The organism is Pseudomonas sp. B40(2017) (assembly GCF_002112855.1).
Classification (GTDB): Bacteria; Pseudomonadota; Gammaproteobacteria; order Pseudomonadales; family Pseudomonadaceae; genus Aquipseudomonas; species Aquipseudomonas pharyngis.
Genome location: NZ_NEIT01000003.1, coordinates 516878 through 537122, shown reverse-complemented (window position 1 = coordinate 537122; position 20245 = coordinate 516878). Strand labels below are relative to the sequence as shown.

Below are 20245 nucleotides of genomic sequence, written 5' to 3'. Positions count from 1 at the left end.
CTCAATGCCCCGCCGTATCACGAAACCGCTGGTACTCGTGATACTCGACCCACGCCACCACATCGTACGGCACGTAAAGCTTCAGCCTGGCCCGGGAGATGGCGATGTACACGGCGCAGATCCGCTGATCGAACGCGTAGGCGTCCTTGAACTTCTCGTTGGTCAGCAGCCCCGGTGTCAGTAGCACCTTGTCGAACTCCATGCCACCCGCCTCTTCCGCGAGCATCAGCAGGCAGCCGTTGCCGGCGTTGTCGATCATTCGGGTAAGGCGTGTCAGGTCGGCAATCATGAAACCGTTTTCCAGCTTGGCCTTGACCCGCAGAAACGACTCGTCGAACTGGTTGGCGTCGCACACAGCCTGCCAGTCGGGCAGATCGCTGAAGTACGGATGCACGCCGTTTTCGCTGAATTCGGAACGGTAGAAGTCAGGTTTGAACAGTTCGATGGCGGTGGCCATGAAATGCTTGAGTTCATCCTGGGTGCGCTTGTCCGGGAATCTGAACTTGCAGTTGGCATCGTGCAGGTGGATGGTCCAGATCATCGTGTCCCACGGCGATGCCGTCAGCACCACGCAGCCTTCGGGCGGCACAAAACCTTCCGGATATTCCTTGATCAGGACGTCAGCATCACTGGCGCCTTCGAACGGAATCTTGCCCTTCTGCGAGTGCCGGGCGATCAGCGGATTGACCAGCCGCTCGACGTTGCGACCCGAACGCACGGAATAGCTGATATCGCTCTGGCGAACCTCACGGTGCCGTTTGACCGGCACGCCGCTGGCCTGCTGGTACTCGTCGCCGAGGGTGATCAGCACTTGGCGGCCACGTTCGATGATCTGCAACAGCGACCCGGGAATATCCTGGCTCTCGTCGATCAGCACGTGCGTGTAGCGCGCCGGCACCACGCAACCAGCAATGCAGGCCCGCTTGATCATCAGCAGCGCTTCGAAACCAGTCTGGCTGCCCCACGCCGGGTTGAGTTCGAGATAGCCCCACACCCGGCTCGAATACTCCAGCAACACCTGAGCGTCGACGCTGGAGAGCGGCTGGTTGAAATGCGGCAGATGCTTCGCCGAAAAGGTGTGATCGCGGAAGCGGCAGTAGCGCTCGATCACCTTGAGGCAGAGCTCAAGGGTCGCCTGCCCGTCGTGGTGGCGGAAACCGAAGATATTCAGTTCCTGCGCCAGCGCCTGGCGACTGAGGATCCGAGTCGCCCCTTCAGCCTGAGGCCTGCGCCCGAGCATCAGCGACTGGGCAAACGCCAGGAAGGTCTTGCCAGCCTTCTTCTCGCTCGGCCCCACCATGCGCTGACGAAGAACTTCGAGCTTGGCCGGGGTGCGCGCCAGCAACAGGGTCTTCTCCGGGCGCAGGTGTTCCAGCAAGGCAACCAACAGATGGCTTTTGCCGATCCCTGCGTAGCCTTGAACATGCAGGTCTTCGTCCAGATTGGCGCGGAAAGTTCTGACCAGTTTGTCCTGTGCCGGGCTCAACCAGCGCTCGCGCTGTCGGGGCGTCACTATCGGCTGGCTGAACGGGTCATGGCTGCGATGGCGCCGCACCTTGTATTCGAAGTCCCACTGGCCGTCGGGCAACAAGTAGTCGCGTGCGGATACTTCTTCGGCCGACAGAAAACGCAGGTTCAGAGGATTCAGGACCTTCAGGCCGAAATACAGTTTGCGCGGGTCGAACAGTCGCTGCGCTTCCGACAGCAGGCTCGCCGTGGTTGATTGCCGAGTTTCAGCAGCCCAGGACAAGAGCTTGGCCAGAATTTTCTCTGCCGCCACGGCGCCGAGATCCTGCTCTTTCGTCTGCACCAGATTCTGGATGACCAGCACCGCCGCCAGCTCCGGATCGGTGAGGCTTTCGAGCACTTTGGCGCCACCCGCCTGCAACAGGTTCGCGCAGGTTTCATCCGTGACGGGCAAGAACACAGGGCTGGATAGATCGGAATGTTCCGGGAGCATAAAACCTCGCGGCCAGGACGCGGACCTTACAGGGTCGATCCTGGCCAGACTCTTCATTTATTTCGGTGGCTGCGAGTATGCGGGATTGAAGAGCAAATGATTACCCCGTGTCGGCGCCCTCGCGAGCAAGAGGTTCGGGTACGAAACGCCAAATCGCAGGCATAAAAAAACCGCAGTGGGCGAAACCCATGCAGTTCGGTGTTGATTCGTTCGATGTTCGTTAAGGTGGTAACCCTACCAGCCACACCCCGGCACACAATGTTCCCGCTGTGGCTGCTGCCTTCCGGCTCTGACCAGGTTCACGGGTAATCGTTGCGGGGGGACCGATAGGGTCACCATAACGACACTCGCCTGTCGGCGAGCCGCGCCATTGTACCTATCTGAGACGAAGTTACAACCGCTCGTTGCAGATTAAAAATATGAGCTGCTTCAAGGACATGCAAATTCCTGGTTACAGACGAAGCTTCTGCAAGGTCTCAAGGCTTACTCAAGCTGTACCCCGTGAAAAGCCGAGCTTGCCCACAAGGCCGTCTGCCGCTTCAAAACCGGCATAGGTATCTCGGCGTGGAAGCACCGTTTTGGCTTGCCAAGGGCTGAGTGTGTAACTGACCGCCCTATCCGCAGATCTGGGAAGAGACGATAAACAACGAGTATCTATTCGATATCAGTCCACTTCTTTTTCTTTACCGCTGATCGGGACTGTCAGAAATGACAGTAGACATGAAATCTAGTCATAACCATTTTAGTACTACAGATAGCCACCAGCGTCTGTAAAACAACTAACTTTATCTCTCGCGAGAAACAAAAATGAAAAACGAACCGTTGGTCGCCTCAAACAAAACCCCATTCGCGATACTGACTTGGGAAAACCTTTCGCTATCGCAAGCCCTTTACACGCGGACCAGTTTGACAAATCCTGATTGGATGCTTATCAACACTTGGCCAGGCGGTATGAGCTTCCCTACGACGACTACTCTTCGCCCCAACCTCCACGGATTAAAAGTATCCTACATCTCAGATTCGACCACATTAGAAATGACCAACCCAGCAACAAAAGTTATATTTAACTTAAAGAAAGTTGACAGCAAAATTATTTACACTACAGCTAGCCCCCAGGCATCAATTGAAGAAAGGTGGAGCTGGGGCATCAAGACAAACATCGCGCTTATAGTGGACAACCAGGCACACCATCCCGACGAAAGCCCTACAAAATTTCATGAAGAACATGGCATTCAGTACCTGATGACAGGCGGAGAAGAAAATAACACTTACTCGAGCCAAGGAGAAAAGTCCACCGTAGTTCCAGATAATGCCTACTTCACTTTCACAACCAATACTACTATGTACCTTTCAACATCAGACAACCCAGCAGCAGCTGTTCATCAAATGATCTTTGAGGAACTTGTAAAGGTAGATAGCCGCATCTTGCAAGGCTTCGCATCTTCTGGTGGACGTTACGCCCTCACCAACAACAAAAACTCTCTTTATCCTGACGGAAAATCAAGACTAGTTATAAATGACGGCTTTTCGGAAAGCACGGCAACAATCCTATTCGATCATGACACAACCAACAATACCGTTGAGATCTCGATTGAATCACACACAGCTGAACATTGCGAACTCAGAGGCTCGGAGATTGTATTTGCGCTATAACCTCACGGATTGAATATCCAATCTAAATAGATAGCCAAATCAGACTACAAGGAGAGATAGTTTAAATTTGACGAACGAAAACAGGGCTTTGAAAAATACAGACCCGGCTGCCACTCTCGGCACACAATGTCTTGTGGTGGCTGCTCCCCTCCGGTCTGGCAACGTTCACAAACCATCGTTTCCAGAAGTCCGACGGGGTCACCATAACGCCGAAAGATGCAATTTTGAATTTATTGCGCCTGAAGCACCTCGTCCGCGCGGCCGCCCTCTTGCTGGATCACCAGATGAATGAAGTGCAGCTTGGCAATCGCCGCTGGCGGCAGCACGAACGGATAGAAATCCGGCTGGCCCATGCTGCGCGACAGTTCGTTGAGCATGCCGGCCAGTTCGATCCACGCGTTGACGAACGACAGGAATGCCGCGCCGCCGGGATGCTCGGGGTCGTACAGCGTGCTCGACGGAAACGGCTGATAATCCAGGTCCATCTCCCGGGCACTCATGCCGAAACCCAGCGCCGTATCCACCGCGTCCATCATGTGCAGGTAATGCGCCCAGGTTTCCGCCCAGTCTTCCCATGGGTGCATGGTGGCGTAGGCGCTGACGTAGTGCTGCGACCAGTCCGCCGGCGCGCCCTGTTGATAATGCCGTTCCAGCGCCTCGGCATAACTGGCGCGCTCGTCGCCGAACAGGTTGCGGAATGAACCGAGCCACGGGCCGTTGTCGATCAGGCGATCCCAATAGTAATGCCCGACCTCGTGGCGAAAGTGCCCGAGCAACGTGCGATAGGGTTCGTGCATCTGCGCCCGGACCCGTTCGCGGTGGGCGTCGTCGGCTTCTTCGATGTCGAGGGTGATCAGGCCGTTGGCGTGGCCGGTCATCGGCGCGTTGCCTTGCAGATCGACGCCGATGAAATCGAACGCCAGACCGGTGGCTTCGTCGACGGTTTTCGGGACGACCGGCAGGCCGAGGCTGATCAGTTGCGCGACCAGTCGCCGCTTGGCGATTTCCACCTTGCGCCAGCGTTCGGGGTTTTCCGGGACGGACAGATCGGGAATGGTGCGATTCAGAGCGCAGGCCGCGCACAGGGTATCGTGATCGTTGGCGGGCAGCAGCCAGTTGCAGGCGGCCGGGGTATCGAGGTTGGCGCAGCGCCGAAACAGCCCGGCGTCGGGGTCGGCGTCCAGCGTCCAGGTGCCCTCTTGCGGCCCCGGTTGCAGTGACGTCAGCCGACTGTGTTCCGGTTGATAACCCAGCGCCGCGTTACAGGCCAGGCACTGGCTGTTGCGAAAGAACAGCGACTGGCCGCAGCGACACGGCCAGACTTTGCTGTTGCGCGAGGATTCGCCCATGAACGGCGCGACGATGCGAGAACTGAGCTGCTCGAAAAAGCGGTACATGGCGATCTCTCCCTTGGGCTTGCCAAGACTAGATCATTCCCGCGAGTTGATCGTTCCCGCGCGTTGCATCAGGCGGAAATACCGTGTCCTTTCAGGAACGCGATAAACGCCTCCTCATCCATGACCCTCACACCCAGTTCGTTGGCCTTGGTCAGTTTCGACCCGGCGCCCGGCCCGGCGACCACGCAATGGGTCTTGGCCGACACGGAGCCGGCAACCTTGGCGCCGAGGCTTTCCAGGTGTTCCTTGGCGATGTCGCGGCTCATCAACTCGACCTTGCCGGTCAGCACCCAGGTTTCCCCGGCCAGCGGCAGGCCTTCGACGACTTTCTTTTCGCTTTGCCAGTGCATGCCGAAATCGCGCAACTGCTTCTCCGCGTCTTCGGCCAGTTGACGATGCTCGGGCAAGGCAAAAAACTCGCGTACCGAATTGGCCTGCTTCTCCGGCAATGCCTGGCGCATGTCCAACCAGTCCGCGTTCATCACCCCTTCCAGCGTTTCGAACTTGTCCGCCAGCTTCTGCGCCCCGCCCGGCCCCACCGAAGGAATGTGCAGCTTGTCGAGGAAGCCACCCAGCGTGGTACTGGCGGCAAACTCGGCGCCCAACTCGCCCTGATCCTGAATCTGCAAACCGTGGCCCAGCAGCTCGGTGATCACCTGCCGGTTGTGCGCATCTTCGAAGAAGCTGTGAATCTCGTGCGCCACTTCCAGACCGATGTCCGGCAGGTAAGTCAGCACTTGCGGCAAGGCTTGCTGAACACGCTCCAGCGACCCCAGCGAACGCGCCAGCACCTTGGCCGTCTCCTCGCCGACATCCGGAATGCCCAGCGCATAGATGAAGCGCGCCAGCCCCGGTTTCTTGCTGTCTTCAATGGCGGCCAGCAACTTGTTGCTCGACACCTCGGCGAAGCCTTCCAGGTCGACGATGTCATCGAACTTCAGGGCGTAAAGATCGGCCGGCGAACTGACCAGACCTTCGTCCACCAACTGCTCGACGCTCTTGTCGCCAAGACCTTCGATGTCCATCGCGCGACGGGAGACGAAGTGAATGATCGCCTGCTTGAGTTGCGCACCGCACGCCAGTCGGCCGACGCAGCGATACACCGCGCCTTCGCTGATGGTTTCCTTGCCCTTGCTGCGTTTGACCAGTTGCGTGCGTTCGACATGGGAACCACAAACCGGGCAGCTCTCGGGAATCTGCACCGGCCGCGCGTCTTCGGGACGACGCTCGGTGACGACCTGCACCACTTGCGGGATCACGTCACCGGCGCGGCGAATGATCACCGTGTCGCCGATCATCAGGCCCAACCGGGCGACTTCGTCCATGTTGTGCAGCGTGGCATTGGCCACGGTGACACCAGCGACCTTGACCGGTTTCAACCGCGCCACAGGGGTGACGGCGCCGGTGCGGCCGACTTGGAATTCCACGTCGAGCAGCTCGGTGAGTTCTTCCATCGCCGGGAATTTGTGGGCGATGGCCCAACGTGGTTCGCGGGCGCGGAAGCCCAGCTCGCGCTGATCGGCAATGCTGTTGACCTTGAACACCACACCGTCGATTTCATAGGCCAGCGAATTACGGCGTTCGCCGATATCGCGGTAGTAATCCAGGCATTCGCCAATGCCCTTGGCCAGTTTCAATTCGTGGCTGATCGGCATGCCCCAGGCTTGCAGCTGTTTGAGGTTGCCGATGTGAGTGTCGGCGATGTCGTGAGAGACCTGACCGATGCCGTAGCAGCAGAATTCCAGCGGGCGGTTGGCGGTGATCTTCGAATCCAGCTGACGCAGGCTGCCGGCGGCGGCGTTGCGCGGGTTGGCGAAGGTTTTGCCGCCGACTTCCAGTTGCGAAGCGTTGAGGCGTTCGAAACCGGCCTTGGACATGAACACTTCGCCGCGCACTTCAAGGGTCGCCGGCCAGCCCGTGCCGTGCAGTTTCAGGGGGATGTTGCGCACCGTGCGCACGTTGACGCTGATGTCTTCGCCGGTGGTGCCATCGCCGCGCGTGGCGCCGCGCACCAGCACGCCGTCCTGATACAGCAGGCTGACCGCCAGGCCATCGAGTTTCGGCTCGCAGCTGTATTCCACCGCCGCGCCACCGCCGAACAGGTCACCGGCCGGCAGGTCCAGACCTTCGGTCACCCGACGGTCGAACTCGCGCATGTCGGTTTCTTCGAAGGCGTTGCCGAGGCTGAGCATCGGCACTTCGTGACGCACCTGGGTGAACGCGGTCAGCGCCACGCTGCCGACGCGCTGGGTCGGCGAGTCGCTGGTGATCAGTTCCGGGTTGGCCGCTTCCAGCGCCTTGAGCTCGTGGAACAACCGGTCGTACTCGGCATCCGGAATGCTCGGCTCATCGAGGACGTGGTAACGGTAGTTGTGCTGATCGAGTTCAGCGCGCAGCTCTAGAATGCGGTCTTTGGCGGCAGTCATGGGTGTTCTCTCATAAAGCAAAAGAGCAGCCGAGGCTGCTCAATCTATTTGCCGATTGCCTCTTTATCGCGAGGCAACCTTTTCAATCAACGCTTCTGGGTCAGGGCGCGGCGTTCGAATTCAACGATGCGCTGACGGTAGTGCTCGATGGTCTGCGCGGTCAGGACGCTGCGCTGGTCATCTTTTAATTCGCCGTTCAGTTCCTGGGACAGCTTGCGGGCTGCCGCCACCATCACGTCGAAGGCCTGCTTCGGATGACGCGGGCCTGGCAGGCCGAGGAAGAAGCTCACCGCCGGGGTGCTGAAATGGTCGATGTCGTCCAGATCGAAAATGCCCGGCTTGACCGCGTTGGCCATGGAGAACAGCACTTCACCGTTGCCGGCCATGCTTTCGTGACGGTGGAAGATATCCATCTCGCCGAAACGCAGACCGCTTTCCAGAATGTTCTGCAGCAGTGCCGGGCCTTTGAAGCCGGCCGGGTCGCGGCAGATCACGCTGATCACCAGCACTTCTTCGGCTTGCGGCTGATCCTTGTCGGCCACTGCAGGCGACGACTTGGCGGCAGGTTCGACAAAATCATCGTCACGGCTGCTGAAGCTCGGGCCGCCGTCCAGATCCAGATCGAGGTTCAGGTCGCCCTGGGCCGGACCGTTGCTGCCACGCTTGCCGCGCTTGGAACCGGATTCGCGAGGCTCGCGTGCTTCGCGGGCCGGCATGCTCACCGATGGCAGATCGTGTTCGTCCAGTTGTGGCTCTTTATGGGTATCCAGCACGCGGGCCGGGCCCAGCAGTTCGGCGCTGGTGTCCTCGTCCGGCAGGTTGGACAGACTTCGGTCAAGACGGAATTTCAGTTTTCCCTTGCCGCCGCGCATACGGCGCCAGCCATCGAAAAGAATACCGGCTATCACAATGATGCCGATGACGATCAGCCACTCGCGCAGACCGATTTCCATGTAATCCCGTGCCTCTATAAAAAATGCTGAAAAATAAGGGGTTTACACTGTGCAAACCGCTTTAAAACGTGGCGCCAACTCTATGTTCTGACAGGCGTTTTGCCCACGTATACGAAAAATTGACATTAAACTAGCACGACCAAAGACAACTTTACACCGTCTGTCTCATTGGCTTGCGCGATTATGTCGATTGGCCAGCAAGTCGAAGCCGGTAAATATGTCCTACAGACTACAGATACCCTTTCCGACAGCGCCGGCTCAGGCATCCACCATCGCCATCGCCTCCTCGACATCCACGGCTACCAGTCGCGAACAACCCGGCTCGTGCATCGTCACCCCCATCAACTGGTCAGCCATTTCCATGGCGATCTTGTTGTGGGTGATATAGATGAACTGCACAGTCTGCGACATCTCTTTGACCAATCGTGCGTAGCGTCCAACGTTAGCGTCATCCAGTGGTGCGTCAACCTCATCGAGCATGCAGAACGGCGCCGGATTCAATTTGAAGATCGCAAAAACCAGTGCCAGCGCGGTCAGGGCCTTCTCGCCACCGGAGAGCAAATGGATGGTGCTGTTCTTCTTCCCGGGCGGTTGCGCCATGATCGTCACCCCTGTATCGAGTAGATCTTCGCCCGTCAGTTCCAAATACGCCCGCCCGCCACCGAAAACTTTTGGGAAAAGTGCCTGTAAACCGCCATTGATCTGATCAAAGGTATCTTTGAAACGGTTACGGGTTTCCTTGTCGATCTTGCGGATGACGTTTTCCAGGGTCTCCAGCGCCTCCACCAGATCGGCGTCCTGGGCATCCAGATAACGTTTACGCTCGGATTGTTGCTGGTATTCGTCGATCGCCGCGAGGTTGATCGCGCCCAGGCGCTGAATCCGCGCGGCGATGCGTTCAAGTTCTTCTTCGGCAGCCTTCTCGCTGGCCTCGGCGGTCAGAGTATTGAGCACGCCGTGCAGATCGTAGCCGTCTTCCAGCAATTGATCCTGCAGGGCCTTGCGGCGCACGGTCAGGGCCTGCCATTCCATGCGTTGCTGTTCGAGCTGGCCACGGATCAATTGCGATTGCTGCTCGGCCTGGGTCCGGCGTTTTTCCGCGTCGCGCAGTTCGCGGTCAGCGTCTTCCAGAGCGATCTGGGCGGTCTTGAGTTCGTCGTCGACGCTCATGCGCTTGTCGAGCAATTCTTCGAGTTTGAGGCGCAATTCTTCCAGCGGCGCCTCGCCCTCCTCCAGATTCAGGCTGAGCTGTTCACGTTTTTCGGTGAGACGCTCGGCCTGCATTTCCAGACGCTCAAGGGCCTGGCGAGTCGAATCATGCTGGGCCCGCAACGAGCCGAGGCGCACGGCCAATTGATGCGCGTGATCCTTGTGCTGACGGGCTTCCTGACGCACCCGATCCAGACGTTCGCGCAGACTGTCGCGCTGGGCCAGCAGCAATTCGCGCTGCTCGGTGTCGAGGGCCATGGCGTCGAGGGCGTCCTGCAACTGGATCCGCGCTTCGCCGATGTTTTCGTGTTCCAGCTCGCGCTGCTCGGCGAGCTCGACCAGCTCTTCGTCGAGGCGGGTGCGACGCAGGTTCAACTGCTCGGCCTTGGCTTTGCCAGCGGACAGCTGAGCTTTCAATTCGCCTTGCTGACGGGCTTCGTCTTGCAGCAAACGACGCAGATGTTCGCGACCGTTTTCCTGCTGACGCTGTTGCGCGCGCAGGGTTTGCAGACGGGTTTCCATGGCCTCGACCGTGGCTTCACGCTCTTCGCGTTCCGCATGCAGCGATTCGATTTCCTGGCCGCGTGCAAGCATGCCGCTTTCGGCTTCGCTGGCGCGGCGCACCCGCAGGAAATGCCGGCCGACCCAGTAACCGTCGCGGCTGATCAGACTCTGCCCGGCAGCTAGTTGGCCGCGCAAGGCGAGTGCCTGCTCAAGGCTGTCGACCGGTTTGACCTGAGCGAGCCAAGGCGACAAGTCCACCTGCGCCTCGACCTTGTCCAGCAGGCTGCCGGCCACGCGCACGCCGTCATTGCCAGGGCTGAGCAAACGCAGATCGCCCTGGGCAAAACCGGACAGATCAAAGCCGTCGAAATCATCCACCAGCACTGCTTGCAGATCGGCACCGAGCACGGTTTCCACCGCCAGCTCCCAACCGGCCTCGACCTTCAGGCCTTCGGCCAGACGCGGACGCTCGGTGAGGTTGTGTTCTTTCAACCATTCAGCAGTGCCGGTGCCCGGATCGAGCGCGGCCTGCTGCAAGGCTTCGAGGGATGCGAGGCGACCGTTGAGGCGCTGCAAATCGCCCTGCGCCTGTTGCTGCGCGGTCAACGCCTGCTGCAGTTCCTGCCGCAGTTGCTCGAGTTTTTCGACCTGAGCTTCTTCGCTGGTCTGCAAATCTTCAAGGGTGGCTTCGGACTCGGCGAGCTGTTCGCTGAGCTCCATGATCGCCGCGTCTTCCGGATCGGCCGACAGCAGCGCCCGCTCTTCGCCGAGACGCTTTTGCCGATCGGCGAGACGCTCCATGCTGGATTCCAGCTGCTGGATGCGCGACTGCTGCACTTCGGCCTGACGGCGCGGTTCAGCGGCGGTCAGGTTGAAGGCGTCCCACTGCTCCTGCCAGCCGTGCATGACGGCTTCGGAATCTTCCAGCGCAGCGGCGGCTTCTTCGGCGGCGGCGTTGGTGATTTCCTGCTCGGGAGTCAGTTGATCAAGTTCTTCGCCAAGGGTCAGCAGCAAGGTGCGGTCGTGGCCCAGGTGCGATTCGGTTTCGAGGCGTGCGCGCTCGGCTTCTTTCAGATCGTCCTGCAATTGGCGCAAGCGTTGCTGACCGTGCTGAATGCTCTGCTCGACCCGGGCGATGTCGCCGCCGACCGAATAGAAGCGCCCCTGCACCAGATTGAAGCGCTCGGACAGGTCGTGGTGACCGTCGCGCAGGCGCTCAATGGCGGCGTCGGCGTTGCGCTGCTCGGCAACCAGCGCTTCGAAGCTGATTTCCTGGTTGCCGATGATCGATTCACGCTGGCTGACCTGATCGTTCAGATCCTGCCAGCGCAGGGCCGACAGTTGCGCCTTGAGCTGGCGCTCTTCAGCCTTGTATTCCTGATACTTCTTGGCGGCCTCGGCCTGACGGTGCAAGCGTTCGAGCTGGCGCTCGAGCTCTTCGCGCAGGTCGGTCAGACGGGCCAGGTTTTCGTGGGTGCGGCGGATGCGGTTTTCGGTCTCGCGTCGGCGCTCCTTGTACTTGGAGATGCCGGCGGCTTCTTCGATGAAGTTACGCAGGTCTTCCGGTTTGGACTCGATCAGCTTGGAGATCATCCCCTGTTCGATGATCGAGTAACTGCGCGGGCCGAGGCCGGTGCCGAGGAAAATGTCGGTGATGTCGCGACGACGGCATTTGGCGCCGTTGAGGTAATAAGTCGTCTGGCTGTCGCGGGTCACTTTGCGGCGGATCGAAATTTCCGCGTAGGCCGCCCACTCGCCCAGCAGCGTGCCGTCGGAGTTGTCGAACACCAGCTCGATGCTCGCCTGGCTCACCGGTTTGCGGCTGGTCGAGCCATTGAAGATGACGTCGGTCATCGACTCGCCGCGCAGGTTCTTGGCCGAGCTCTCGCCCATCACCCAGCGCACGGCGTCGATGATGTTCGACTTGCCGCAACCGTTCGGCCCGACGACCGCCGCCATGTTGCTGGGGAAGTTCACCGTGGTCGGGTCGACGAAGGATTTGAACCCCGCCAGCTTGATGCACTTGAGCCGCAAGGTCAGGCAACCGTCAGGGCGGACACCACCAGATCGCAGCTGCGCTGGGCGTAAGCCGTCAGCACGATGCGGATCTGCGGCAGGTCACGGGCGAGGACGGCGGCGAGCAGGCGTTCGAACAGGTCGAGGAACTCGCTCATCTCGGCCTTGCGCTGCTCCAGCGCGAGGAAGTACGCACGGCTCATGGCCGGTTGCAGGTTCTCGACGGTTTCCTGCAGGTACGGGTTGTTGGCGAACGGGTACGCGGCGCGCATCACGTTGAAGCTGTCGTCGACGAAGGTGCGGATGTCCTGACGCTCGTAGCTGGCGGTCAGGCGCTGCTGGATCTGCACGAACGGCGCCATGTCGGCCTGGGTCTGCCAGCCATTGGCCACTGCGTTGCCGAGCAGGATGTACAGCTCGCTCATCAGCGTGCACAGGCTCTGCACCTTGTGCGCCGTAAGCTCGGTGACGTGGGCGCCACGGCGCGGCAGGATCGCGATCAGGTGACGGCGCTCGAGGATCAGCAAGGCTTCGCGGACCGAACCGCGGCTGACGTTCAGCGCCAGCGTGACCTTCTGTTCCTGGATGCGCTCTCCCGGCTTCATTTCGCCGCGAATGATCCGTTCGGCGAGGTGGTGAGCGATTTGCTCGGCGAGGCTGTCCGGCGCCTTGAACGTCATGGTTGTCCTTCAAACTCTTCGATCTGCACAAGCGGCGCAGTGTAGCGCAATGCGCGGTCATGGCGGAGTGCCCGCACAGCGGTTTTTGGCACGAATCCCGCAAAAAAGCGCTTGATCCAATGAGGGTCAATACTGAAGAGACACGTGGTTGAGCGACAAAACGGCTTTTCCTGACCTTTAAGTCAGAAAACCATTGACCGAAAAGTCAGACCTGCTAAATTCGGCTCAAGTCGCTCAACAACAATAATGAGTCTGCGAGGCCTTCCGTGATCCAGTTTTTACTTAACCAGGAACTCCGTAGCGAGCACGCCCTGGACCCGAACCTGACTGTGCTCAACTACCTGCGCGAACACGTGGGTAAATCCGGCACCAAAGAAGGCTGCGCCAGCGGTGACTGCGGCGCGTGTACGGTGGTGGTCGGCGAGTTGCAGACGGATGACGATGGCCGCGAACATATTCGCTATCGCAGCCTCAACTCGTGCCTGACGTTCGTGTCGTCGCTGCACGGCAAACAATTGATCAGCGTCGAAGACCTCAAGCACAAGGGCGAACTGCACAGCGTGCAGAAAGCCATGGTCGAGTGCCACGGTTCGCAGTGCGGTTTCTGTACCCCCGGTTTCGTGATGTCGCTGTTCGCCCTGCAAAAGAACAGCGATGCACCGGATCAGGCCAAGGCCCACGAAGCGCTGGCCGGCAATCTCTGCCGCTGCACCGGCTACCGGCCGATCCTGGCCGCCGCCGAACAATCCTGCTGCGCCAAGCAACCGGATCAGTTCGACGCCCGTGAAGCGGAAACCATCGCCCGCCTCAAAGCCATTGCCCCGACGTCGATCGGCGAACTCAACAGCGGCGACAAACGCTGCCTGGTGCCGCTGACCGTGGCCGATCTGGCCGATCTCTACGACGCTTATCCACAGGCCCGCCTGCTGGCCGGCGGCACCGATCTGGCGCTGGAAGTCACTCAGTTCCACCGCACGTTGCCGGTGATGATCTACGTCGGCAACGTCGCCGAAATGAAACGCATCGAGCACTTCGAGGATCGCATCGAAATCGGCGCCGCCACCGCCCTCTCCGACTGCTACGAAGCGTTGAACGCCGAGTACCCGGACTTCGGCGAGCTGCTGCACCGCTTCGCCTCCCTGCAGATCCGCAACCAGGGCACTCTGGGCGGCAACATCGGCAACGCCTCGCCGATCGGTGACTCGCCGCCCCTGCTGATCGCCCTCGGCGCGCAGATCGTGCTGTGCAAGGGCGAGACCCGCCGCACACTGGCGCTCGAGGATTACTTCATCGATTACCGGGTCACTGCGCGTCAGGAAAGCGAGTTCATCGAGAAGATCATCGTCCCGCGCGCCACGGCCGAGCAGCGTTTCCGCGCCTACAAAGTCTCCAAGCGTCTGGACGACGACATCTCTGCCGTCTGCGCCGCGTTCAACCTGCGTGTCGAGAACGGCGTCATCACTGACGCGCGCGTCGCCTTCGGCGGCATGGCCGCGATCCCGAAACGCGCCGCTCATTGCGAAGCGGTGCTGCTCGGCCAGCCGTTCAACAACGCAGTGGTCGAACGCGCCTGCACCGCGCTGGGCGAGGATTTCACCCCGCTCTCTGACTTCCGCGCCAGCAAGGAATATCGCCTGCTCAGCGCGCAGAACCTGCTGCGCAAATACTTCATCGAACTGCAAACACCGCACATCGAGACTCGGGTGACCGCTTATGTCTAACCATCACGGCGTAGAGAAAACGCAAGCTGAACTGGCTGAACTGTTCGCCAAAGACCTGACCACCGGCGTCGGCCGCAGCGTCAAGCACGACAGCGCCGCCAAACATGTGTCCGGTGAAGCGCAATACATCGATGACCGCCTGGAATTCCCCAACCAGTTGCACGTTTACGCGCGGCTGTCGGATCGCGCCCACGCGAAAATCATCAGCATCGACACCCAGCCCTGCTACGCCTTCGAAGGCGTACGCATCGCCATCACCCATGAAGACGTGCCGGGCCTGAAAGACATCGGCCCGCTGCTGCCGGGTGATCCGCTGCTGGCTATTGATGACGTGCAGTTCGTCGGTCAGCCGGTGCTGGCCGTGGCCGCGAAAGATCTGGAAACCGCACGCAAGGCCGCCATGGCCGCGATCATCGAATACGAAGATCTGGAGCCGGTGCTGGACGTGGTCGAAGCCCTGCGCAAACGCCACTTCGTGCTCGACAGCCACACCCATCAGCGCGGCGATTCGGCCAACGCGTTGGCCACAGCCGAGCATCGCATTCAAGGCACGCTGCACATCGGCGGCCAGGAACACTTCTATCTGGAAACCCAGATCTCCTCGGTGATGCCGACCGAAGACGGCGGCATGATCGTCTACTGCTCGACCCAGAACCCCACCGAAGTGCAGAAACTGGTGGCCGAAGTCCTCGACGTTTCGATGAACAAGATCGTGGTCGACATGCGCCGCATGGGCGGTGGTTTCGGCGGCAAGGAAACCCAGGCCGCGAGCCCGGCCTGCCTGTGCGCAGTGATCGCGCACCTCACCGGTCAGCCGACCAAGATGCGCCTGCCGCGTGTCGAAGACATGCTGATGACCGGCAAGCGTCACCCGTTCTACGTCGAGTACGACGTCGGCTTCGACAGCACCGGGCGCCTGCACGGCATCGCCATGGATCTGGCCGGTAACTGCGGCTGCTCGCCTGACCTGTCGGCCTCGATCGTTGACCGTGCGATGTTCCACTCGGACAACTCGTACTACCTCGGCGATGCGACCATCAACGGTCACCGCTGCAAGACCAACACCGCGTCGAACACCGCGTACCGTGGTTTCGGCGGCCCGCAAGGGATGGTCGCGATCGAAGAAGTGATGGACGCCATCGCCCGTCATTTGAACCTCGATCCGCTGGCCGTGCGCAAGGCCAACTACTACGGCAAGACCGAGCGCAACGTCACCCATTACTACCAGACCGTCGAGCACAACATGCTCGAAGAGATGACCGCCGAGCTGGAAGAAAGCAGCCAGTACGCCGAGCGCCGCGAAGCGATCCGTCGCTACAACGCCAACAGCCCGATCCTGAAAAAAGGCCTGGCGCTGACCCCGGTGAAATTCGGCATTTCCTTCACTGCCAGCTTCCTCAACCAGGCAGGCGCCTTGGTACACGTCTACACCGACGGCAGCATCCACCTGAACCACGGCGGCACGGAAATGGGCCAGGGCCTGAACACCAAAGTCGCGCAGGTCGTGGCCGAAGTGTTCCAGGTGGAAATGGACCGCGTGCAGATCACCGCGACCAACACCGACAAAGTGCCGAACACCTCGCCGACCGCGGCCTCCAGCGGCGCCGACCTGAACGGCAAAGCGGCGCAGAACGCTGCCGAGACAATCAAGCGGCGTCTGGTCGAATTCGCCGCGCGGCACTACAAGGTCAGCGAAGAAGACGTGGAATTCCACAACGGCCACGTACGGGTGCGTGACCACATCCTGACCTTCGAAGCGCTGATCCAGCTGGCGTATTTCAATCAGGTGTCGCTGTCGAGCACCGGGTTCTACAAAACCCCGAAAATCTACTACGACCGCAGCCAGGCCCGTGGCCGGCCGTTCTACTACTTCGCCTTCGGCGCGGCGTGCTGCGAAGTGATCGTCGACACCCTGACCGGCGAGTACAAGATGCTCCGTACCGACATCCTCCACGACGTCGGCGCCTCGCTGAACCCGGCCATCGACATCGGCCAGGTCGAGGGCGGCTTCGTCCAGGGCATGGGCTGGCTGACCATGGAAGAACTGGTGTGGAACAACAAGGGCAAGCTGATGACCAACGGCCCGGCCAGTTACAAGATCCCGGCCGTGGCGGACATGCCGCTGGACCTGCGGGTGAAGCTGGTGGAAAACCGCAAGAACCCGGAAGACACGGTGTTCCACTCCAAGGCTGTGGGTGAGCCGCCGTTCATGCTCGGCATCGCTGCGTGGTGCGCGATCAAGGATGCGGTGGCCAGTCTGGGCGACTACAAGCATCAGCCGAAGATCGACGCGCCGGCGACCCCGGAGCGGGTGTTGTGGGGCTGCGAGCAGATGCGCCAGCTCAAGGCGGTGAAAGCCGTCGAAGCTGAAACCGAGCTGGCTCCGCTCTAGACCGAGGCGCGGCCATCGCGAGCAGGCTCGCTCCCACATTTGGATGCATTCCCATGTGGGAGCGAGCCTGCTCGCGAAGAGGCCCGAACAGACAACGACAGATGTCGAGGTGAACATGTACAACTGGATCGACGCCCTCGCCGACCTGCAAAACCAGGGCGAACCCTGCGTTCTGGTGACGATCATCGAAGAACTCGGCTCGACGCCGCGCAATGCCGGCTCGAAGATGGTCGTCAGCGCCCGCCAGACCTTCGACACCATTGGTGGCGGGCACCTGGAATACAAAGCCATGCAGATCGCCCGCGAGATGCTCGCCAGCGGCAGGCAGGACACCCATCTGGAGCGCTTCAGTCTCGGTGCCAGCCTCGGCCAGTGCTGCGGCGGCGCCACGGTGCTGTTGTTCGAACCGATGGGCCAGGTGCAGGCGCAGATCGCCGTGTTCGGCGCCGGTCATGTCGGCCGCGCGCTGGTGCCGCTGCTCGCCAGCCTGCCCTGCCGGGTGCGCTGGATCGATTCCCGGGAAGAGGAATTTCCCGAACAGATTCCCCACGGCGTGCGCAAGATCGTCGCCGAGGAACCGGTGGATGAAATCGACGACCTGTCCGCCGGCAGCTACTGCATCGTCATGACCCACAATCATCAGCTGGATCTGGAGCTCACCGCCGCGATCCTCAAGCGCAACGACTTCACCTGGTTCGGCCTGATCGGCTCGAAAACCAAACGCGCCAAGTTCGAACACCGCTTGCGTGACCGTGGCTTCGACGCCAGCGTCGTGCAACGCATGCGCTGCCCGATGGGCATCGGCGAAGTCAAAGGCAAGTTGCCTGTGGAAATCGCCATCTCCATCGCCGGCGAAATCATCGCCACCTATAACGCCAATTTCGGCCAGCACACCGCCAGTGCCGAACCGATTGCCAAACTGCTGCCGGTTTCGCGCCGCAGTCAGGCCGCCACACTCAAAGCCTCAAACTGATTAGAGAACCCTCATGCCTCTGACTCGCAAAGCCTACCGCGCCGCCATCCTGCACAGCATCGCCGACCCCGCCGAGGTCGGCATCGAAGCCTCCTACGAGTATTTCGAGGACGGCCTGCTGGTGGTCGATGGCGGCAAGATCAGCGCCCTCGGCCACGCCAGCGAACTGCTGCCGAGCCTGCCGGCGGACATCGAGATCACCCATCACAAGGATGCGCTGATCACTCCGGGCTTCATCGACACCCACATCCACCTGCCGCAGACCGGCATGGTCGGCGCCTATGGCGAGCAACTGCTGGACTGGCTGAACACCTACACCTTCCCGTGCGAAAGCCAGTTCGCCGACAAGGCCCACGCCGATGAAGTGGCGGATATTTTCATCAAGGAACTGTTGCGCAACGGCACCACCACCGCGCTGGTGTTCGGCAGCGTGCACCCGCAATCGGTGAACTCGTTCTTCGAAGCGGCCGAGAAGCTGGACCTGCGGATGATCGCCGGCAAGGTGATGATGGACCGCAACGCGCCGGACTACCTGACCGACACCCCGGAGTCGAGCTACGTCGACAGCAAGGCGCTGATCGAGCGCTGGCACGGCAAGGGTCGTCTGCATTACGCCGTAACCCCGCGCTTCGCCCCGACCAGCACCCCGGAACAGCTGACCCTCGCTGGGCAGCTGCTCAGTGAATACCCGGATCTGTACATGCAGACCCACATCAGCGAAAACCTCAAGGAAGTCGAGTGGGTCAAGGAGCTGTTCCCGGAGCGCAAGGGCTATCTGGACGTCTACGACCACTATCAATTGCTCGGCGAGCGCTCGGTGTTTGCCCACGGCGTGCACCTGTGCGACGACGAATGCGCGCGCCTGGCGGAGACCGGTTCGGCGGTTGCGTTCTGCCCGACCTCGAACTTCTTCCTCGGCAGCGGCCTGTTCAATCTGCCGATGGCCGAGAAGCACAAACTGAACGTCGGCCTCGGGACTGACGTCGGTGGTGGCACCAGTTTCTCGCTGCTGCAAACCCTGAACGAAGCCTACAAGGTGATGCAGCTGCAAGGTGCGCGCCTGAGCCCGTTCAAATCGCTGTACCTCGCTACCCTCGGCGGCGCGCGGGCGCTGCGTCTGGAAGACAGGATCGGCAACCTGCAACCGGGCTCCGACGCCGACTTCCTGGTGCTCGACTACAACGCCACGCCGCTGCTGAGCTACCGCCTGAAGCAGGCCAACAATATTGCTGAGACGCTGTTCGTACTGATGACCCTGGGCGATGACCGCACCGTGGCTCAGACCTATGCGGCGGGCGCGCTGGTGCACCAGCGCTAGTTTTCCGCAGGCAAAAAAATCCCCCGGTGGTGTTCACCCCGGGGGATTTTTTGTTGCCTATCGGACAGCTATCGCGAGCAGGCTCGCTCCCACATTTGCAATGCATTCCCTTGTGGGAGCGAGCCTGCTCGCGATAGGCGAGACACGGTGTCAGCTCAGAGCTTGACCGCCGGCCGCCCCGGCTTCTTGGTCTGCAACAGGTGCGAGAACACCGCATGCAGATCGTCGGACGCGCTTTCCTCGTCGAGGTTGAGCTTGCTGTCGATGTGATCCATGTGATGCATCATCAGATCCACCGCCAGCTCGCCATTGCGCGCTTCGATGGCGTCGATCAACTGGGTGTGCTCGTCGTAGGAGCAGTGCGAGCGGTTGCCGCTTTCATACTGGGCAATGATCAGCGACGTTTGCGAAACCAGGCTGCGCTGGAAGCTGATCAATGGCGCGTTCTTCGCCGCTTCCGCCAGTTTCAGGTGGAATTCGCCGGAGAGACGGATGCCGGCGCCGCGATCGCCGCGAGAGAAGCTGTCGCGTTCGTCGTTGACCATCTGGCGCAGTTCGGCGATCTGCTCGGCGGTGGCGTGTTGCACCGCCAGCTCGGTAATCGCGCGCTCCACCAGACGTCGGGCGAGGAACACCTGACGCGCTTCTTCAACGCTCGGGCTGGCGACGACTGCGCCACGGTTCGGCCGCAGCAGCACCACGCCTTCATGGGCCAGACGCGAGAGCGCGCGGCGAATGATGGTGCGGCTGACCCCGAAAATTTCCCCCAGCGCTTCTTCGCTCAACTTTGTGCCGGGCGCCAGGCGCTGTTCGAGGATGGCCTCGAAGATATGCGCATAGACAATATCGTCCTGGGTTCCGCTGCGGCCGGCTTTGCCTGCTCGCGGTTGTTTCTTGAGGGGTTGCAACTGTTCGTTCATGGGCACTCGAGTCGGGAAGAACGGCGGCGAATTGACCGTGACTGTAATACGGCACAGTGGGTCGCTGGCAAGTATCGCGTAAAAAACAGCGCGATTGTACACAATGGAAGGTGGCAACACGAC

The 20245-nt window shown here is 60.6% G+C and carries 12 protein-coding genes and 1 other RNA gene; 5 read left to right on the top strand and 8 right to left on the bottom strand.

Going from position 1 to position 20245, the window contains the following annotated elements:
* Position 1 precedes the first annotated feature (1 nt).
* Together CAF76_RS09905 and ffs are read right to left on the bottom strand one after the other, a co-directional pair.
* A complete protein-coding gene (locus CAF76_RS09905) occupies positions 2 to 1960 on the bottom strand; it encodes a hypothetical protein (RefSeq protein ID WP_085649039.1) in 1959 nt (652 codons plus the stop codon).
* Positions 1961 to 2192: 232 nt separating this feature from the next.
* An RNA gene (ffs, locus tag CAF76_RS09900) (signal recognition particle sRNA small type) lies at positions 2193 to 2289 on the bottom strand.
* Positions 2290 to 2767: 478 nt separating this feature from the next.
* Here ffs and CAF76_RS28420 point away from each other — a divergent pair.
* Positions 2768 to 3613: a hypothetical protein gene (locus CAF76_RS28420; protein WP_143491850.1), complete on the top strand. Its 846-nt coding sequence runs from the start codon at positions 2768 to 2770 to the stop codon at positions 3611 to 3613.
* A gap of 230 nt (positions 3614 to 3843) precedes the next feature.
* Here CAF76_RS28420 and CAF76_RS09895 read toward each other — a convergent pair whose 3' ends face one another.
* The 5 genes from CAF76_RS09895 to CAF76_RS09875 all read right to left on the bottom strand — a co-directional run bounded on the left by CAF76_RS09895 (position 3844) and on the right by CAF76_RS09875 (position 12798).
* On the bottom strand, positions 3844 to 5010 hold the full coding sequence (locus CAF76_RS09895; protein WP_085649040.1) for a putative zinc-binding metallopeptidase: 1167 nt from the start codon (positions 5008 to 5010) through the stop codon (positions 3844 to 3846).
* A gap of 68 nt (positions 5011 to 5078) precedes the next feature.
* Positions 5079 to 7436 (bottom strand): NAD-dependent DNA ligase LigA, encoded by a 2358-nt coding sequence (ligA, locus tag CAF76_RS09890; protein ID WP_085649041.1) that lies wholly within the window; start codon positions 7434 to 7436, stop codon positions 5079 to 5081.
* 86 nt (positions 7437 to 7522) lie between these two features.
* Positions 7523 to 8389 carry a cell division protein ZipA gene (gene zipA, locus CAF76_RS09885; RefSeq protein WP_064378762.1) on the bottom strand — a complete coding sequence of 289 codons (867 nt, stop codon included), beginning with the start codon at positions 8387 to 8389 and terminating at the stop codon, positions 7523 to 7525.
* A gap of 258 nt (positions 8390 to 8647) precedes the next feature.
* Positions 8648 to 12136 (bottom strand): chromosome segregation protein SMC, encoded by a 3489-nt coding sequence (gene smc, locus CAF76_RS09880; RefSeq protein WP_064594705.1) that lies wholly within the window; start codon positions 12134 to 12136, stop codon positions 8648 to 8650.
* Positions 12137 to 12138: 2 nt separating this feature from the next.
* On the bottom strand, positions 12139 to 12798 hold the full coding sequence (locus CAF76_RS09875; RefSeq protein ID WP_039770022.1) for a GntR family transcriptional regulator: 660 nt from the start codon (positions 12796 to 12798) through the stop codon (positions 12139 to 12141).
* Positions 12799 to 13064: 266 nt separating this feature from the next.
* On the opposite strand from CAF76_RS09875, the gene xdhA reads away from it, so the two are divergent.
* The 4 genes from xdhA (at position 13065) to guaD (ending at position 19202) form a co-directional block, all read left to right on the top strand.
* Positions 13065 to 14519, top strand: a complete 1455-nt coding sequence (xdhA, locus tag CAF76_RS09870) for a xanthine dehydrogenase small subunit (protein ID WP_085649042.1) — start codon at positions 13065 to 13067, stop codon at positions 14517 to 14519.
* The gene (xdhB, locus tag CAF76_RS09865) at positions 14512 to 16911 is read left to right on the top strand and encodes a xanthine dehydrogenase molybdopterin binding subunit (RefSeq protein ID WP_064594701.1); all 2400 of its coding nucleotides are present in this window, start codon (positions 14512 to 14514) and stop codon (positions 16909 to 16911) included. Before xdhA ends, xdhB begins: the two co-directional genes overlap by 8 nt.
* Before the next feature lie 115 nt (positions 16912 to 17026).
* Positions 17027 to 17884 (top strand): xanthine dehydrogenase accessory protein XdhC, encoded by an 858-nt coding sequence (gene xdhC / locus CAF76_RS09860; RefSeq protein WP_085649043.1) that lies wholly within the window; start codon positions 17027 to 17029, stop codon positions 17882 to 17884.
* Between the two features lie 13 nt (positions 17885 to 17897).
* Positions 17898 to 19202: a guanine deaminase gene (gene guaD / locus CAF76_RS09855; protein ID WP_085649044.1), complete on the top strand. Its 1305-nt coding sequence runs from the start codon at positions 17898 to 17900 to the stop codon at positions 19200 to 19202.
* A 155-nt stretch (positions 19203 to 19357) separates the two neighbouring features.
* On the opposite strand, the gene CAF76_RS09850 is transcribed toward guaD, so the two are convergent.
* On the bottom strand, positions 19358 to 20122 hold the full coding sequence (locus tag CAF76_RS09850; RefSeq protein ID WP_007952027.1) for a GntR family transcriptional regulator: 765 nt from the start codon (positions 20120 to 20122) through the stop codon (positions 19358 to 19360).
* Positions 20123 to 20245: the final 123 nt, after the last annotated feature.

Excerpts from the sequence above, each read along its gene's own strand:
- CAF76_RS09905 (WP_085649039.1), bottom strand. The coding sequence starts at position 1,960 with ATGCTCCCGGAACATTCCGATCTATCCAGCCCTGTGTTCTTGCCCGTC.
- xdhC (WP_085649043.1), top strand. The coding sequence starts at position 17,027 with ATGTACAACTGGATCGACGCCCTCGCCGACCTGCAAAACCAGGGCGAA.
- CAF76_RS28420 (WP_143491850.1), top strand. The coding sequence starts at position 2,768 with ATGAAAAACGAACCGTTGGTCGCCTCAAACAAAACCCCATTCGCGATA.
- guaD (WP_085649044.1), top strand. The coding sequence starts at position 17,898 with ATGCCTCTGACTCGCAAAGCCTACCGCGCCGCCATCCTGCACAGCATC.
- CAF76_RS09895 (WP_085649040.1), bottom strand. The coding sequence starts at position 5,010 with ATGTACCGCTTTTTCGAGCAGCTCAGTTCTCGCATCGTCGCGCCGTTC.
- ligA (WP_085649041.1), bottom strand. The coding sequence starts at position 7,436 with ATGACTGCCGCCAAAGACCGCATTCTAGAGCTGCGCGCTGAACTCGAT.
- zipA (WP_064378762.1), bottom strand. The coding sequence starts at position 8,389 with ATGGAAATCGGTCTGCGCGAGTGGCTGATCGTCATCGGCATCATTGTG.
- CAF76_RS09850 (WP_007952027.1), bottom strand. The coding sequence starts at position 20,122 with ATGAACGAACAGTTGCAACCCCTCAAGAAACAACCGCGAGCAGGCAAA.
- CAF76_RS09875 (WP_039770022.1), bottom strand. The coding sequence starts at position 12,798 with ATGACGTTCAAGGCGCCGGACAGCCTCGCCGAGCAAATCGCTCACCAC.
- xdhB (WP_064594701.1), top strand. The coding sequence starts at position 14,512 with ATGTCTAACCATCACGGCGTAGAGAAAACGCAAGCTGAACTGGCTGAA.